A 14,983-nucleotide genomic window follows, 5' to 3' on the forward strand; every position below is an offset into this window, starting at 1 on the left:
AGACCTTTATGCTGGAAGCCATGACTGATACCGCGAAGTACTCGACCGATAACCCTTTCCGCCCCGAGCAGTGGAAGACGGTTGATGGTTTTGAGGATTTGACCGACATCACCTACCACCGGCACGTCGGCGAGGGCCGCGAGAACGGCATTGTGCGTATTGCGTTTGATCGCCCGGAGGTTCGTAACGCATTCCGCCCGCATACCGTCGATGAGCTCTACCGCGCGCTCGACCACGCGCGCCGCACCCCGGATGTCGGCGTAGTGCTGCTGACCGGTAACGGCCCGAGCACCAAGGACGGTGGCTGGGCATTCTGTTCGGGTGGTGACCAGCGCATTCGCGGTCGTTCCGGCTACCAGTACGCAACGTCCCACGAGCATGACGACGCTACCGCGGACGCATCCACCATCGATACCGCGCGCGCCAAGGTCGAGGGAGGTCGCCTGCACATCCTGGAGGTGCAGCGCCTGATTCGCACTATGCCGAAGGTTGTTATTGCTGTGGTCAATGGCTGGGCCGCAGGTGGCGGACACTCCCTGCACGTGGTGTGTGACCTGACGCTGGCATCACGCCAGGAGGCTCGCTTTAAGCAGACCGACGCTGACGTGGGATCTTTCGATGCCGGCTATGGCTCGGCCTACCTGGCGAAGCAGGTTGGTCAGAAGTTTGCCCGCGAAATTTTCTTCCTCGGCCGCTCCTACGACGCTGAGACCATGCACCGCATGGGTGCTGTCAACGAGGTCGCGGACCACGCTGAGCTGGAAGATGTCGCGGTCGAGTGGGGTCGCATGATCAACGGTAAGTCCCCGACAGCGCAGCGCATGCTGAAGTTCGCCTTCAACCTGACCGATGATGGCCTGATGGGTCAGCAGGTCTTCGCGGGTGAGGCTACTCGCCTGGCGTACATGACCGACGAGGCCGTCGAGGGCAAGGAAGCGTTCCTGGAAAAGCGCGACCCGAACTGGGACGAGTTCCCGTTCTATTACTAGGCCTGTTGGGACACTGCTAGGGCTGGCTTAGCGGCGTGAGCCCCCAGCCCTACTGCACCCCAGCCCTACTGAACCTTCGTAACCTCAAAACGCTGCTCCGGGTGAACGTAGGCCTCCTGCGCGCGCACGAGCTCCAGCTCGCCAGAGCCGGACTCGTGCGTGACCTTCAGCAGCTCAAAGATGCTGGCCGCGGTGTTGCCCAACGCGACCGACAGGTCACCGTCAATACCGCGACCGCGCAGCAGGTTGCCCGCAAACAGCGCAGCCGTGACATCGCCGGAGCCGTTGCGCTTTAGCGGCAAGTATGGCGTCGCCACCAGCCATGCGCCCGAGCCGTTGACGGCGAGCATCTCAATCTCGCCCTCCTTGCGCTCCGGACGCAGCACGCTGGTGACCAGCACGGCCTCCGGGCCCATCTCACGAGCAGCATGGGCTGCCGCAATGGTGGACTCCAGGTCGTTGACCTCGCGGCCCGTCAGGTATCCCAGCTCAAACTGGTTCGGCGTAATCACGTCTGCCACCGGCACAACCTTGTCGCGCAGCAGCGGCGGAATGTCATCCGAGACGTGGCAGCCACTCTTGGCATTTCCCATCACCGGGTCACACGAGTAGATAGCCTTCGGGTTGCGCTGCTTGGCCAGCGCCACGGCCTCGATGATGACATCCGCAATATCGCTACCGCCCTGGTAACCGGAGATAATCGCGTCGACGTCGTCAAGCTTGCCCAGCTCATCGATACCCTTGATGACCTCGCGCACATCCGTGGCCGGAATCATCGGGCCGCGCCACTGGCCGTAGCCGGTGTGGTTGGAGAAATCGACGGTGTGGACCGGCCACACTTCAAAACCTGCGCGCTGCAGCGGGAAGACCGCAGCGGAGTTGCCCACGTGGCCATAGCTCACATGCGACTGGATGGACAGAATCGAGGGCACGCGGTTGAACTCCGCAACAGCTTCAGCTGCCTTTTCGGTAGGGGCCTGGTTTTCGCTCATACCATCTATATTGCAACGGATGCGCGAAAATCCCATATTCCCTAGTAGGCGCTGGGGCGACGTCGGCTGGCTTTGAGCTCGGAGCGGCGCTGCTTCTGCGCTTTACGACGGGCAATCGAGGCCCGACTCGGTCGAGTCCGCCGGCGCCTCGGAGGCGGTGGCTGCACAGCTTCTCGGATGAGTTCCGCTAAGCGCCGCCTGGCTTCCGCGCGGTTGCGTACCTGGGAGCGCTGCGTGGTAACGGACACGGTCAGTGTGGTGCCGTCGAGGCGGTGGCTGAGGTTCTGGAGAGCGCGGCGGCGGTGGACGTCGGAAAGCACGCTGAGCTCGGCAATATCGACCGATAGCTGCACTTTGGAGTCGGTGGTGTTAACGCCCTGACCGCCCGGCCCTCCGGAGCGTGCGAAGCGTTCAGTGAGCTCCGCTGCGGGGATGACGAGACCCTTTGGGATGCCGGGGCCTGGTGGGATGTTCAGGGGTTTCATGGTGGCCAGTGTAGAGGGCGCGTTTGTAATCGGGTCACACTTCCACCATTCGCCTGTTTCCGACCAAGTGCTCGCCTAAGCTGGCGAATAACATTTATCCACTTATAAAAACAGTAAGAAAAGGCAGGATTGAGGCACCATGGCCACTTCTGATTCCCCGTCCATTTTCATCTCCGGCGGCGCGCAGGGCATTGGTCGCGCGGTGGCCGAGAAGTTCCTGGCTGCAGGCTGGACCGTAGGCGTCTACGACATCAATGAGGATGCCCTGGCCAAGCTTAAGGCTGAGCGCCCGGAGGTAATCGTCGGCAAGCTGGACGTGACGGACTTTAAGCAGTGGGAAGACGCGCTTGCGGACTTCACCTCCCACACCGGCGGCAAGCTGACGGTGCTGGACAACAACGCGGGCATCATCGGCGATGGCGATATCATCGACCAGTCGCCGGAGATTATTCGCGCGCAGGTGGACATCAACTGCACCGGTCTGACTCTGGGCGCGAAGGCGGCGCACCCGTACCTGAAGCGCACTAAGGGGTCTCACCTGGTCAACATGGGTTCGGCTTCGGGCATCTACGGCCAGCCGCACATCGCGCCGTACTCCGCGTCGAAGTTCTACGTCTCTGGTCTGACGCAGGCTCTGGATCTGGAGTGGCGCAAGGACAAGATCCGCGTCGTCGCAATCATGCCGCTGTGGGCGAAGACCAAGCTGGCGGACGTTTCTGCTGGTTCCACCCGCCGTCTTGGCGTGCGCATCACGCCGGACCAGGTCGCTGATGCTGTGTGGAAGGCAACGCACCCGCAGAACTTCATTGAGCGCCAGCGTCACTTCTACTCGGTGTCGGCGGCAGACTTTATCCTGCGCTACCTGGGCAAGATTGGTCCGCAGTTCCTTTCACGCCCGGTTAACGCAATCATCGCGGGTTAAGAGGCAAACTAGACCTATGCTCTTCGATCAACTCCCGCGCGACGATGCCCGCATCACGCCGGGAGTTGTTCATTTGCCGGGATGGCTTCCATTGGAGCGGCAGGCGGGCATCATCACGCAACTCCGCGACATCGCCCGCGACGTTGCCGGCACTCCCCTGGCCATGACTCGCCCGCAGCTAAAAAGTGGCCAGATGCAGGTCTTCATGCTGCATCTCGGCCGCATGTGGGCCACGAATCCGTACCGCTACGTCACGCACGCCGGCGGCGTTCGCGTCCCGTCCGTGCCTGACAATCTGCTGCAGCTCGCCACCGAAGCACTTCGTGCCGCCGCGCTTTACGACGAATCCCTCAACCAGTGGCCCTCCACTTTTCGGCCCGACATGGCGTTGGTCAACTACTACCCACCCGGGGCCACCATGGGGATGCACCAGGACCGAAACGAAAACTCCCCTGCCCCGATTGTGTCGCTCTCTATCGGCGATGAGGCTCTGTTCCGCATTGGCGGGACTGAAAACCGCAACAAACCCTGGGATGACGTGACTCTCGCCAGCGGGGATGTGATTGTGTTTGGTGGTCCGAAGCGGCTTGCGTTTCATGGTGTGCCCAAGACTCGTCCGGGCACGCTGCCGGAAGGGTGCGGGCTTAAAGAGGGCCGCATCAACATCACATTCCGGCAAGTGGAAAACTCACACTAAACCGCGCAAGCCACCGACCGCTAGCCTAGACACATGCAGCGCACCGCTTCCTCCATGCACGCACAGCCTGCCACCGCGCAGACCCCTGCCCCACTCGACTGGCGCAGCCGGGTACGTTTCTTTGTCGGCTCGTTCCCAACTGCCGATCTCGCTATTGCGACTGCTTTCCTGCTGTGCTGCTGGTTGAGCATGACGCCGCTACTTACTTATGGCCCGAGCTTTACTTATGTCACCAATGTGATTCTGTCCGCGATGATTGCCGGGGCCGCAGCGTTTCGTCGTAAAGCAGTGCGTGCATCGTTTGTGGTTACGTACAGTGCCCTAGCGGGTCTCGCCTTGCTGGTGTGGCTATCCCCAGTGAACCTTGGGCTAGACCCCATTATTGTTGCTGCCCCACTATCTCTATGGGCTGTGACCAGGTGGGAACCGAATCGCACCTGGGGCATCGTTGGGCTGTTTTTAGGGTTGATTGGCAGCTTCCTCAACCCGGCAGTTCCTGCCTTCGGCTTTACCCCGGAACGACTATTGGTCTTCGGACTACCGGCGGTGCTTATCACGGCGAGCGCGTACGCAGTGCCACTATGGCTGCGCATCAACGCCGAGGAACATGCCGCGGAGTTGGAGAACGTCGTGGCGCTCAACAAGCTGGAGTTGTCCAGGGAGCTTCACGACGTCGTGGGGCACGGACTCACCTCTATTAAGGTTCAGGCCCAAACCGCTCTGTACCTGGCGGAGATGGATGGCTCACGAGCGGAATCCGCTGCTGAAAAGACCACGCTGGAAGGTATTGCCCAGACCGCAGACCAATCGTTGCGGGATGTGCATGCGCTTGTCGATGCGCTACGTGATGGCGGCGAGATTAGCGCTGACCCGAATGAGATTCCGCGTCTGGTTGCGGCAGTTTGTCCGCCGGGTCGCGATGTTTCGGTGACTCTGCCGGAGTCTTATGGAGACCTGGCGGATTGGCCACTCGCGAAGCGTTTGACTTTGGTGCGGGCAGTGACGGAGTTGGCCGCGAATATGGCCAAGCACTCATCGGGCGCTGGTCAGCTGGCACTGGTAATCGATCCACCTGCCGATGCTGATGACAGCCCGGCGCGGGTTCATTTGGTGACTGCAAACCGGGCTGAGAGCGAAACTTTGGAACCCAGGAAGCGAGCTGGCGCTGGCCTGATTGGTCTGGAAGAACGCGTGGCTCAGCTCGGTGGCGAGATGACTTATGGTGAAAGCGACGGCATGTTCCGCGTCAGTATTCGGCTGTAAGCGGTTCGACCGAAGCAGGGCTGACTGTCAATCCTGTTGAGAAAGACGAGCAATGGATGTAATTCGAGTATTAGTGGCTGAAGATCAGGCTTTGATTCGGCAGTCTTTCGCGCAGCTTATTGATGCCCACCCGCAGATGAAAGTCATTGGTGCCGTGGGCGACGGCGCCGAGGCTGTGCGTCGTGCCTCCGGAGCCGATGTGGTCGTCATGGACATTCGAATGCCCGTGATGGACGGTATCGAGGCCACACGACAGATTGTGCAAGGCGTGCCGTCCGGAGGTGCGGCTCGCGCTTCCACTCCAAAAGTCTTGGTACTGACCACTTTCCGCGAAGAAGACCTGGTGCTCGGCGCTTTAGAAGCTGGGGCCGCAGGCTTTTTGCTCAAAGACTCCAATCCCCGTGAGCTGCTTTCGGCCATCATGCGTATCCACCGTGGTGAAGGAGTCATCGATCCGAAGGTGACGCCGATGGTGTTGCGGCATGTTTCACCGCGCGCACCGCACTCAGGACAGCCAGCGAGAGCGTTCTCGACACATGGCGCTGACTCAGACCCCACTCACACAGGAACCCAATTCACACCCCGCGAACAGGAGATTTTGAACCTCGTCTGCCAAGGGCTTTCCAATGACGAAATTGCTCGCAGGTTGGTTGTCGCCACGACGACAGTGAAAACCCATGTGAAATCCCTGTTGACCAAGACAGGCTCACGCAGTCGCGTGGATCTTGTCATTTGGGCTGCGAAAAACGGGCTGCTGTAGCTTCTCCTCGCTGGTACCGTCATCCTCGCTATCGCCTCCTCCCTAGGGAGGATATTTCCGCCACCTCATCCTCAGGGAGGGCGCGAACCGTGCCAAACACTCCTATTACTTAAGGCATGAACGCACCAACCCCCACCTCAGGCCCTTCCGCAGACGCCGCCGCTCCCCTCCTCCAGCTGCGCGGCATCACTGTCTCCTACGGCAAGAACGAACCTGTCCTGAACGGCCTCGATATGAACGTCCGCGCCGGCGAGGTCTACGGGCTATTGGGACTCAACGGCGCAGGTAAATCCACGTTGATGAGCACGGTGCTTGGGCTAATTCCCTACTCCGGTGAAATCAGCATCGCGGGACACCCGTGGTCCGTTGTCGACCTGGACCGCATCGGCGCCTCCATCAATGGCCCGGCGTTCTACCCACAGCTCTCAGCCACCGACAATCTCAAAGTGCACGCACATCTGACCGGCACGGACAAGAGCCGTATCGCCGAAGTCCTCGACTTGGTCGGGCTTCATGCTGGTAACAAGCGTGGCCGCGCTTTCTCAACGGGCATGAAGGTTCGTCTTTCCCTGGCGATGGCGCTGCTCACCGACCCCGACATTGTGCTTCTCGACGAGCCCACCAACGGCCTCGACCCCGAAGCTATCGTGGGCCTGCGCACCTTGTTGCGAAATCTTGCCGCTAGTGGCAAGGCCGTCGTGGTGTCCTCCCATCAACTCGGAGAGGTCGAGAAGAGCGTTGACCACCTTGGCGTCCTTGCTGGTGGCCGACTGGTCTACGAAGGCCCGCTGGCTGACTTTGCGGCTGCTGGTCAATCCCTCGAGCAAGCTTTCTTCACCGCAGTAGGTGTTGCCCGATGAGCACTCAACCGCACACGCGCACTCTTAACACGCGCACCGTTCCTGCCCGCCGCTACTTCCGCGCCGAGCTACTGCGGGCAAAGTGGTCACTCACCATGTTTCTTCCCATCATCATGGTGGCAATCGCTCTGGTCAGCATGGTCTTTTCTAGAGGCGTTGACGCCACCGCCATGGCGAGCGCCCACATCTACTCGCTTATCCTGCTTCCTCCCCTGGCTGCTATTACGTCCGTCATCGGCCAAAACCGTGAAGAAAAACTCCGCCAAGGCGGCCTAATCTGGCGCAATATCTCGGGCACTCGAGTGCTCCTTGCCCGCGCAGCCACTGTCATTGCCTCCGCGGCCCTCGGTCACGCATTGATGGCTGCACTCCTTGCCCGGAGCGTGAGCACCGCATTGCAATTCACGCTCTTTAGCACGTTGTCATTCTTCGTCTTCTGGACATTCGGCCTTGCCCTATGGCGCCTTGTGCCACGCGCAGCTCTCTTCCTCGCTCCGCTCGCTTCCATCGCTTGGGCCATCGCAGGAACACTGGACGCCATGAGCCCAAACTGGAAAGTTCTCCCGTGGACCTGGGCAATCCGCCCAACGTTACCTATCCACGGAGTGCAGGCTAATTCCATCTCGGCTCCCGCCGACAGCGAGATCTGGAACATCGCCATCCTGCCGCCCGCGTTGCTGCATTTACTCCTCGGGCTAGGTCTATTTGCCATCGCATTGCTTGCGCACGGAAAATCTCTCAGCTTGCCGACGGGCCGGGAACGCAGCACTTCGTCGTTAAGCCATGGCATGAGCGCGACCCTTCCCTGGCGCACCTGGTGGAGTCTCGCAGCGCTGATGCTTGCCGGACTTGCGGTCGTGCGTGTGGTGTGGAACCCGGAGTATGCGCTGGGGCTGCTGAGTTTCGTCTGCGTGCCGACGGCCGCAACCGTGGTGGCCATCATGACATGGACTTCGCAAGCCGATGCCTGGCCAGCACTGATGTATCGGCGTGCGCGACGCAGCATCACGCTCCGACTGTTTGCCTTGGATATGGCGTTTCTCCTGCCGGTGCTGGTGGTTGCGGTGGTGATCAGTGGTGCAGGCGGCGAGACCAATAGCCAGACGGGCATTAACCCCTGGCCGTACCAGGCGGTCATCGCTCCTCTTGTGGCCGCGATGATTGTGGCCGTGACCGGCTTAATTGCGCGTCGAAGTGTGGCGGCCGCAATCTTTGTCTCGGTCGCGCTCGGCGGTTGGGCGGTGATGGTTGGCGGTGATGTCCTCAGCGCCTCACCGTTGTGGTGGACCTCGGAATGGGGATGGACTTGGGTAGTCCGTGATTACCCCGAGCGGTGGCCAGTGATGGTTCTCGTGTCCGCCATTGTGATGGCGGCTTTCGTGGCTTGGGCTCGGGCGACATCATTGAAGGCGATCCGATCCCAAGACTGACGGCGGCGCTACGAGCAGCCCACCTACTACTCGATCGCCTCGCGAACCTCTTCGACACTGAGGTTGGAGTCTTCAATCTCCTCGCGGGCCTCCTTGTTCCGGCCACGGCGGACCAGGCGGAAGATGCGCTTGCGGCGGGAAGTCTCTTCACTGATGCGCTCGCGGCCGCGCAACCAGGCAACAAGCATGACAGTAATGAGCAGCAGACCGATGTAGCCCAGGATTGGGTAGACCCAACCGATTAGGTTCTGGAAGCCCATGAAGCTCAAGGCGAAACCGAGCAAGACCAGCGCGACGTAGACAATCTTGAATTTTTCCGGGTGATTTGCGGTGACGCGACGCCCCAGTGCGTAGAACATGCCAAGTGCCGTGTTGAAGATCATGCCAAGGATTACCACGGCCATGGCCTGGCCTAGCCACGGGTGCAGTCGATTAATGACGGTGAGCATTGGCACGGCATCGGTGGCGACGGTACCAACAGTGTGGAACAACGTGATGGTGGTGATCAGCAGCATCGCGGAGTAGATCAAACCACCGGTAAACCCACCGGCTCCAGCGGCGCGGGGATTGAACAGGCTACCGCCAATAACAATCGCCATGGAAACCGCAACCATCAGGTTAAAACCGACATAGTTCACTGCGGCGACAACCCAGTTCGGCAGAGTGGTCGGGACTTCCGCAACGGCAGCTGCCTGCTCCGCGGCTGGGGTGGCATCGGTGAACGCCAGCGTATAAACACTGGCCAGCAGAATAAAGCCGACGATAAACGGCGTGATGGAACCGATCACTGTGGTCACTCGGTCAACATCGAGGAAACCGGCTGCAATGGTCACCAGCACCATGATTACGGCACCGATCCACACGGGGATGCCCCACTGCTGCTCCATGTTGGCACCGGCACCGGCGAACATGACGAACCCGGTGGCGAAGAGCGTGATAATCACGCCAATGTCCAGTACTCGCGAGAAGATGGGGTGCGATACGCGTCGGAAAACTTCGCCGTGCTCGCTGGCCTGAAAATAGCTTCCCAGCTGCAAAATGATCATCGCCATCAGGCTCATGATTACCGCTGAGAGAACGGCACCCCAGACACCATTGATGCCAAAGGCGACGAAGTATTGCATGATTTCCTGACCCGTCGCAAAGCCCGCGCCGACGACCACGCCGACGAAGGCAAATGCAACGCGCAGTACTTGCTTCACCACAAGGGTTCACTCCTATTCGACTATCGGATTAATATAACCACCTTACTTTTCTCAGTGAGTTTTACTAATCGCAATTAAGCGTTCTACGAAGTTTCGCCTTTAAATTCCGCAGGCCACGCCGGTCGAATGCACTGGGCAGTAGCCGTTCGGATTCTTAAACAAGTACTGCTGATGCTCATCCTCAGCCCGGTAGTACTCCCCTGCCGGGGTCTCCGCGAGTGGCTTAATCTCCGTGGTGATGGCCCCCAGGCCAGCGTCGGCAAGCTTCGGCGCGTAGGCATCGGCGATCTCCTGTGCCCGGCGCGCTTGCTCGGGCGTCGTCGTGTAGATCGCGGAACGGTACTGCGTGCCGACATCATTACCCTGGCGGTAGCCCTGCGTGGGATCGTGGGCCTCGAAGGCCTTGGCGATCAGCTGGTCGAAGCTAATCTGCTCCGGGTCGTAGACGACCTCCACAATCTCGGTGTGGTTGGTGCGTCCGGTGCAGGACTCGCGGTAGGTGGGATTCGGCGTCATGCCCCCGGCGAACCCGACCGATGTGCTGAGCACGCCCGGTGTTTCCCAAAACAGCTTCTCAGCACCCCAGTAACAGCCAATCCCGATGTAGACGACCTCCTGGCCTTCCTCCCATGGGCCGGTGATCGGCGTGCCGAGCACCGCATGCGGCTTCGGATTTTCCAACACCGGGTGCGAGCCGCCCTTTAGCGCCTCATCTTCCGGCACCAGCTCCGCTGATCTACCAAAAATCCAACCCATCTTCGACGCCTTTCTATCTATGACTGTCTTTGGTCTGCGCAACGCGCCCGAGGCCACGATTGTTCCGACCTCGCCACCAGAAACTACGGAATAACACCGACTATGGTTTGGGTTGTGCGTACGCTCAGCCTGCTTTCCATCAATCCCCACAACCCGACCGCCATCCTGCCCGACCTCCGCGCTGCGCTGGACGGTGAGGTCTCTCTTCTTCCCGTTCCGCTTCACGACGGCACGCGCGCCTCAATCTTGCGGAACTCGCAACGCGCAGGTGAGCCAATTGATGAATCCATCGCGCTTGTTGTCGGCACCTCCGGTTCCACCGGCACACCGAAGGGTGCACAGCTGACGGTGGATAACTTGGTCTCCTCTGCTACCGCTACACATCAGTGGCTCGGCGGTGAAGGGCAGTGGCTGCTGGCGATGCCGGCCTACCATATCGCTGGCCTGCAGGTTCTCATTCGTTCGCTGCTCGCGGGCACGAATCCGGTGTGTGTGGATGTGACCGACGGTTTTGATGTGGCCGCATTCGCCGACGGCGCCGAGGCCCTCACCAGCGACCGTGCCTACACCTCGCTGGCTCCGATGCAGCTGGCCAAGGCCATGGAAGAACCCTTTGGCGCGGCAGCCCTGCGCCTGTTTGATGCTGTCCTTGTCGGCGGCGCAGCCTTGAACCCGCAGGTGGCAGCGCGCGCCGAAGAACTCGGCATCAACGTCGTGACCACCTATGGTTCCTCCGAGACAGCCGGCGGCTGCGTCTATGACGGACAGCCCATCGAAGGTGCACAGGTCGCCATCGAAAATGGTCGCGTTTGGCTGGGCGGACCGATGATTGCACACGGTTACCGCAACGCGCCCAGTCACGAGGCTTTCCATAAACCAGGTTGGTTCGCCACCTCCGATGCGGGCGAGATCCACGATGGCCGACTAGTCATTACGGGACGCCTGGACACCATCATCGACTCCGGCGGGTTGAAGCTGCACCCCGAAGTCCTCGAACGTGAACTGCTCGCCATCGATGGAGTTACGGGAGCCTGCGTGGTCGGTGTGCCACACCCAAGGCTCGGCCACGCTATCGTCGCAGCGTATGAAGGCATCGCTGAGCTCGGCGATGTCATGGACGGGCTCGGCGATGCTGAAGACGCCGGGCGAATCAATCACTGGATGATTCCCAAGGACCTGCGTCGCGTGGAGGTCCTGCCACTGATTGGTCCGGGCAAGGTCGACCGGAAGAAAGTCGCGGCGCTCTTTTAGCTCATTCAGACACGCATTAATTCAAGGCATTTGGTGTCACGTCCTATTATTAATTCATGTCTGAAGCACCAAAGAGTCCTGCAACGGCGTCGTTAAGCGATTGGCTGGAAGGCGCGCGCCCCCATACCTGGGCGAATGCGTTTGCGCCGGTCATCGTCGGTGTCGGAGCGGCATCGACGCACGCGCCGATTATCTGGGGACGTGCGGTGCTCGCGCTGGTTGTCGCGTGGGCGTTGATTGTGGGCGTGAACTTCGCCAACGACTACTCCGATGGCATCCGCGGCACTGACGATGACCGCTCGGGCCCGCTGCGCCTGACGGGTTCTGGTCTGGTCGAGCCGAAGGTTGTGAAGTACGCGGCGTTCGGTTCCTTTGGTGTCGCCGGTCTTGCCGGTGTGGCGCTGTCCCTGATGAGCGCGTGGTGGCTCATTCTGGTCGGTGCACTGTGCATCGCGGCTGCGTGGTTCTACACCGGCGGTAAAAATCCCTACGGTTATCGCGGACTTGGCGAGGTCTCGGTCTTCGTCTTTTTCGGTCTCGTCGCGGTGCTCGGCACGGAATTCACCCAGACGGGCTCGCTGTCTTGGGTCGGCCTGGCCTGCGCAATTGGTATTGGTTCGGTGTCTTCTGCCGTGAACCTGGCGAACAACTTGCGCGACATCCCCACCGACGCCGCTACCGGCAAGATCACCTTGGCAGTTCGCCTGGGCGACTTCCGCACCCGCATCGTCTGGCAGATTCTCTCCCTCATGCCCGCGCTGGCCAGCAGCTTTATCGCTTTCTGGCGCCCATGGGCGCTGGTGGGTCTGCTCATCGTGCCGCTGTGGGTGAAGGCCTCCGAGCCAATTCGCATGCATAAGAAGGGCAAGGAGCTCATCCCGGTACTGGGGCTTACCGGCAAGATGATGCTTGCCTGGTCCGTCATTACGGCACTCGCACTCGCGCTCAGCTAGGGGGTACCGATGGACTTCCGCACACTGACGCACAAGGCGCTTGACGACGTCCAGGAGGCCGCAACCCGAGTTGGCGACACAGCAGCCAAGGCTCCAGCTTTCGCCCGCAGCGCTGCTCTGCGTTTGACCAAATCGGGACGCCGCCGACTGGCGCTGGAGCACGGTGCGCTGCATTCGCAGACCCGTGAACCGGGACTCACCGATCTCACGTCAACCGGCGTGGTGCATATCAAGACCGCACCGGTCACGGCCGAGATTGCGGCCAAGGACGACGAGCGGAAGGCCAGCGACAAGCCGGATGCTGTCACCACCGATATTCCGGTGCACTGGTACGAGGTTGAACCTAGCGAACCCGCCAAAGAACCCGTGACCATCATCTTCGTCCACGGCTTCACCCTGGCTGGCGAGTCCTGGTACCGACAGTTCAACGAGCTGCGCAAGTCGCACCCGGAAGCACGCCTGTTGACTATGGATTTGCGCGGCCACGGCCAGACCGGAGCGGTTCCGGCTTCACTCTGCACGGTCGAAGGTGCTGCGGCCGATGCGCTGGCCGTGATCGCCGAGCGTGCCGCGACCGGAAAACTCATCGTGGTTGGGCATTCGCTAGGCGGTTTGATTGCACTGCACATGGTGCGGGCTGCAGAGGAAAGCATTCGCCGTCGGATAGCAGGCGTAGTGTTGATTTCCACGTCTATCGACAAGCTGGCCGCCCAGGGTGTGCCGCAGATTCTGGCGTCCCCGGTGGCGGATGCGGCGCGCAATGCAATTGAGTCCTCGCCGAAGGAGATTCGCAAGTTCCGCGAGGCAATCGCGTCACTGATGGCGCCGTCGTTGGCAGTTGCGGTGTTCGCCCGGCGCACGGACTACGAGATCATCGAGTTCCACGCGGCCATGATTAATGAAACACCGCTGGAAACTTTCGTGGGATATCTCGACGACCTGCAGGATCACGACGAGTTCGCAGCCGGGCCTTACTTGGAGGGCTTGCCAGGAGCGGTACTGGTGGGCACGAAGGACGATGTCACTCCGCGCAAGCAAGCAGACCTAATTATGGAAAAGTGGCCGGACGCCGAACTGGTTGAAGTCGACGGGGCCGGCCACATGTTGCCGCTGGAGGCGCCTGAAGCGGTGAACCGGGCAATCGAGCGACTACTGGATCAGGTGCATAGCTAAGAGAATCTCTGGGGATGAGCATTGGCATTACATCGGTTGACCATTCCAGGAATAAGGAAAATATCTAGCAGCCACCAGATACCAGCGCCGCCCATAGTAATCAATTGAAGAAGACCCCCGACGTTATCGCCGAGATAAATCCGATGTGCGCCGAAAATCCCCAGGAAGAGCCACAAGAAATACGCTACGCCAATGTCCTTCGAGGCTTTAGGGGAAGGCTTTAACGCACTAGACAGCGTTGGCCTTGTTTCGAGCATTTTCTGAGCAGACATCATCGCGGCAGAATATGGGTTGTTCGCCGTCGCTTCGTAGGACGGCTCCTCGGAGGCATCTTCATCGTCGAAGTTATCTACTTCAAATGGGTCGGAGTTGTTCTCACCTGTCCACGCATCCGGAATTGCCAATAGCTGATTACCATTGACAAGTTTGGGGATATCTACCGACTCGGGCGCATAAAGGAAAGATGGAGCGACCTCATCCGCACGTGCTGCACATACAGTCATCGCTGCAGCCACTGCGGAACCACGGAGCATCGCACGAGCCGTGGGCTGCAAATTGAGCTTCTCAACCTGTTCAATAAGAGGTAACAGCCGGAAGACTTGTGATTGCGGCAATTCGCCTACCTCATCAAACCCAACGTGGACCGAGATTGCTGCCTGCCCTTCAGCTGCAGAATTTTTGCTATGCAAAGTTACCAAAACCTGGTTTTCACCGGATTCCGAAATCAATGGCTGCAACACATTTATTTGATTATTATCAATTAGCACAGGAATTGGCTCCCCCCACGGCAACAACGCCATGGGCAGTACAGGCGGGTCATTAACGGGGACAAGTGTTCCTGGCACTCCTAGTGCAATGATGAGGGTGAACTCAGCAAAAATCGAGTACAAATCCCCGTCTGGAATGAGCCGAGCCATTGTCGTCGGTCGTAGCCCAGTTGCAGCGATACGCGCCAGCTCATCCCAGTACTTTTCGGACTCATCCTCCGGAAGGTAGCCCAAAACCTCATCTTCAAAGCGAATCGAAATTGCCTGTCGAGAGCGGTGAAATGGATTATCTGGCTCCAACACCAGCTCTACAGGGAATTCGTAACTCCCATTTTCGTCTGCGGTACGGCTTGCACTTGCGCGCTGAGCAGACCGAAGATATTCGTCACAACCTACTGCTTCGATGTTGAACCACAATTTTCGCGGAGAAACATCATATGTCGCATGATGCATTTTGCCGACACCCTTCATAATTTTTAA

At 59.9% G+C, this 14,983-nt stretch carries 15 protein-coding genes; 10 read left to right on the top strand and 5 right to left on the bottom strand.

Annotated features, from left to right (window positions below; genetic code table 11):
- Positions 1-8 precede the first annotated feature (8 nt).
- On the top strand, positions 9-989 hold the full coding sequence (locus HMPREF2820_RS07620) for a 1,4-dihydroxy-2-naphthoyl-CoA synthase (RefSeq protein WP_016422029.1): 981 nt from the start codon (positions 9-11) through the stop codon (positions 987-989).
- 65 nt (positions 990-1,054) lie between these two features.
- Here HMPREF2820_RS07620 and pdxY read toward each other — a convergent pair whose 3' ends face one another.
- Both pdxY and arfB read right to left on the bottom strand, forming a co-directional pair.
- On the bottom strand, positions 1,055-1,981 hold the full coding sequence (pdxY, locus tag HMPREF2820_RS07625; protein ID WP_246822242.1) for a pyridoxal kinase PdxY: 927 nt from the start codon (positions 1,979-1,981) through the stop codon (positions 1,055-1,057).
- A 41-nt stretch (positions 1,982-2,022) separates the two neighbouring features.
- A complete protein-coding gene (gene arfB, locus HMPREF2820_RS07630; RefSeq protein ID WP_070429282.1) occupies positions 2,023-2,466 on the bottom strand; it encodes an alternative ribosome rescue aminoacyl-tRNA hydrolase ArfB in 444 nt (147 codons plus the stop codon).
- Positions 2,467-2,605: 139 nt separating this feature from the next.
- Here arfB and HMPREF2820_RS07635 point away from each other — a divergent pair, with 139 nt between their 5' ends.
- From HMPREF2820_RS07635 to HMPREF2820_RS07660, 6 genes are all read left to right on the top strand, one after another.
- Positions 2,606-3,388 carry an SDR family oxidoreductase gene (locus HMPREF2820_RS07635; RefSeq protein WP_070429281.1) on the top strand — a complete coding sequence of 261 codons (783 nt, stop codon included), beginning with the start codon at positions 2,606-2,608 and terminating at the stop codon, positions 3,386-3,388.
- A 16-nt stretch (positions 3,389-3,404) separates the two neighbouring features.
- On the top strand, positions 3,405-4,085 hold the full coding sequence (locus HMPREF2820_RS07640) for an alpha-ketoglutarate-dependent dioxygenase AlkB family protein (protein WP_070603555.1): 681 nt from the start codon (positions 3,405-3,407) through the stop codon (positions 4,083-4,085).
- Between the two features lie 33 nt (positions 4,086-4,118).
- Positions 4,119-5,348: a sensor histidine kinase gene (locus HMPREF2820_RS07645; protein ID WP_049192988.1), complete on the top strand. Its 1,230-nt coding sequence runs from the start codon at positions 4,119-4,121 to the stop codon at positions 5,346-5,348.
- 73 nt (positions 5,349-5,421) lie between these two features.
- Positions 5,422-6,108: a response regulator gene (locus tag HMPREF2820_RS07650; protein WP_246815967.1), complete on the top strand. Its 687-nt coding sequence runs from the start codon at positions 5,422-5,424 to the stop codon at positions 6,106-6,108.
- 116 nt (positions 6,109-6,224) lie between these two features.
- Positions 6,225-6,968 carry an ABC transporter ATP-binding protein gene (locus tag HMPREF2820_RS07655; protein WP_049172353.1) on the top strand — a complete coding sequence of 248 codons (744 nt, stop codon included), beginning with the start codon at positions 6,225-6,227 and terminating at the stop codon, positions 6,966-6,968.
- Complete coding sequence (locus HMPREF2820_RS07660; RefSeq protein ID WP_070603556.1) at positions 6,965-8,398, top strand: ABC-2 family transporter permease; 1,434 nt, start codon at positions 6,965-6,967, stop codon at positions 8,396-8,398. Before HMPREF2820_RS07655 ends, HMPREF2820_RS07660 begins: the two co-directional genes overlap by 4 nt.
- Before the next feature lie 26 nt (positions 8,399-8,424).
- On the opposite strand, the gene HMPREF2820_RS07665 is transcribed toward HMPREF2820_RS07660, so the two are convergent.
- Both HMPREF2820_RS07665 and msrA read right to left on the bottom strand, forming a co-directional pair.
- Positions 8,425-9,603, bottom strand: a complete 1,179-nt coding sequence (locus HMPREF2820_RS07665) for a YkvI family membrane protein (protein WP_069359108.1) — start codon at positions 9,601-9,603, stop codon at positions 8,425-8,427.
- 99 nt (positions 9,604-9,702) lie between these two features.
- A complete protein-coding gene (gene msrA, locus HMPREF2820_RS07670) occupies positions 9,703-10,359 on the bottom strand; it encodes a peptide-methionine (S)-S-oxide reductase MsrA (RefSeq protein ID WP_048732380.1) in 657 nt (218 codons plus the stop codon).
- Between the two features lie 102 nt (positions 10,360-10,461).
- On the opposite strand from msrA, the gene menE reads away from it, so the two are divergent.
- From menE to HMPREF2820_RS07685, 3 genes are read left to right on the top strand one after another with little or no spacing between them, the layout of a single operon-like run.
- The gene (gene menE, locus HMPREF2820_RS07675) at positions 10,462-11,610 is read left to right on the top strand and encodes an o-succinylbenzoate--CoA ligase (RefSeq protein ID WP_048732378.1); all 1,149 of its coding nucleotides are present in this window, start codon (positions 10,462-10,464) and stop codon (positions 11,608-11,610) included.
- 56 nt (positions 11,611-11,666) lie between these two features.
- A complete protein-coding gene (locus tag HMPREF2820_RS07680; RefSeq protein ID WP_016422005.1) occupies positions 11,667-12,563 on the top strand; it encodes a 1,4-dihydroxy-2-naphthoate polyprenyltransferase in 897 nt (298 codons plus the stop codon).
- A gap of 9 nt (positions 12,564-12,572) precedes the next feature.
- Positions 12,573-13,736, top strand: a complete 1,164-nt coding sequence (locus tag HMPREF2820_RS07685; protein WP_083308452.1) for an alpha/beta fold hydrolase — start codon at positions 12,573-12,575, stop codon at positions 13,734-13,736.
- Here HMPREF2820_RS07685 and HMPREF2820_RS10970 read toward each other — a convergent pair.
- Positions 13,733-14,974, bottom strand: coding sequence for a TM2 domain-containing protein (locus tag HMPREF2820_RS10970; RefSeq protein ID WP_070429276.1), 1,242 nt, complete (start codon positions 14,972-14,974; stop codon positions 13,733-13,735). The two genes, HMPREF2820_RS07685 and HMPREF2820_RS10970, sit on opposite strands and share 4 nt — an antisense overlap.
- Between the last annotated feature and the right edge of the window lie 9 nt (positions 14,975-14,983).

The sequence above is a fragment of the Corynebacterium sp. HMSC064E08 genome, from assembly GCF_001811805.1.
Lineage (GTDB): Bacteria > Actinomycetota > Actinomycetes > Mycobacteriales > Mycobacteriaceae > Corynebacterium > Corynebacterium jeikeium_D.

Bases quoted from the DNA above. Each gene is read 5' to 3' on its own strand.
- HMPREF2820_RS07620 (WP_016422029.1), top strand. From the start codon at position 9: ATGCTGGAAGCCATGACTGATACCGCGAAGTACTCGACCGATAACCCT.
- pdxY (WP_246822242.1), bottom strand. From the start codon at position 1,981: ATGAGCGAAAACCAGGCCCCTACCGAAAAGGCAGCTGAAGCTGTTGCG.
- arfB (WP_070429282.1), bottom strand. From the start codon at position 2,466: ATGAAACCCCTGAACATCCCACCAGGCCCCGGCATCCCAAAGGGTCTC.
- HMPREF2820_RS07635 (WP_070429281.1), top strand. From the start codon at position 2,606: ATGGCCACTTCTGATTCCCCGTCCATTTTCATCTCCGGCGGCGCGCAG.
- HMPREF2820_RS07640 (WP_070603555.1), top strand. From the start codon at position 3,405: ATGCTCTTCGATCAACTCCCGCGCGACGATGCCCGCATCACGCCGGGA.
- HMPREF2820_RS07645 (WP_049192988.1), top strand. From the start codon at position 4,119: ATGCAGCGCACCGCTTCCTCCATGCACGCACAGCCTGCCACCGCGCAG.
- HMPREF2820_RS07655 (WP_049172353.1), top strand. From the start codon at position 6,225: ATGAACGCACCAACCCCCACCTCAGGCCCTTCCGCAGACGCCGCCGCT.
- HMPREF2820_RS07660 (WP_070603556.1), top strand. From the start codon at position 6,965: ATGAGCACTCAACCGCACACGCGCACTCTTAACACGCGCACCGTTCCT.
- msrA (WP_048732380.1), bottom strand. From the start codon at position 10,359: ATGGGTTGGATTTTTGGTAGATCAGCGGAGCTGGTGCCGGAAGATGAG.
- menE (WP_048732378.1), top strand. From the start codon at position 10,462: ATGGTTTGGGTTGTGCGTACGCTCAGCCTGCTTTCCATCAATCCCCAC.
- HMPREF2820_RS07680 (WP_016422005.1), top strand. From the start codon at position 11,667: ATGTCTGAAGCACCAAAGAGTCCTGCAACGGCGTCGTTAAGCGATTGG.
- HMPREF2820_RS07685 (WP_083308452.1), top strand. From the start codon at position 12,573: ATGGACTTCCGCACACTGACGCACAAGGCGCTTGACGACGTCCAGGAG.
- HMPREF2820_RS10970 (WP_070429276.1), bottom strand. From the start codon at position 14,974: ATGAAGGGTGTCGGCAAAATGCATCATGCGACATATGATGTTTCTCCG.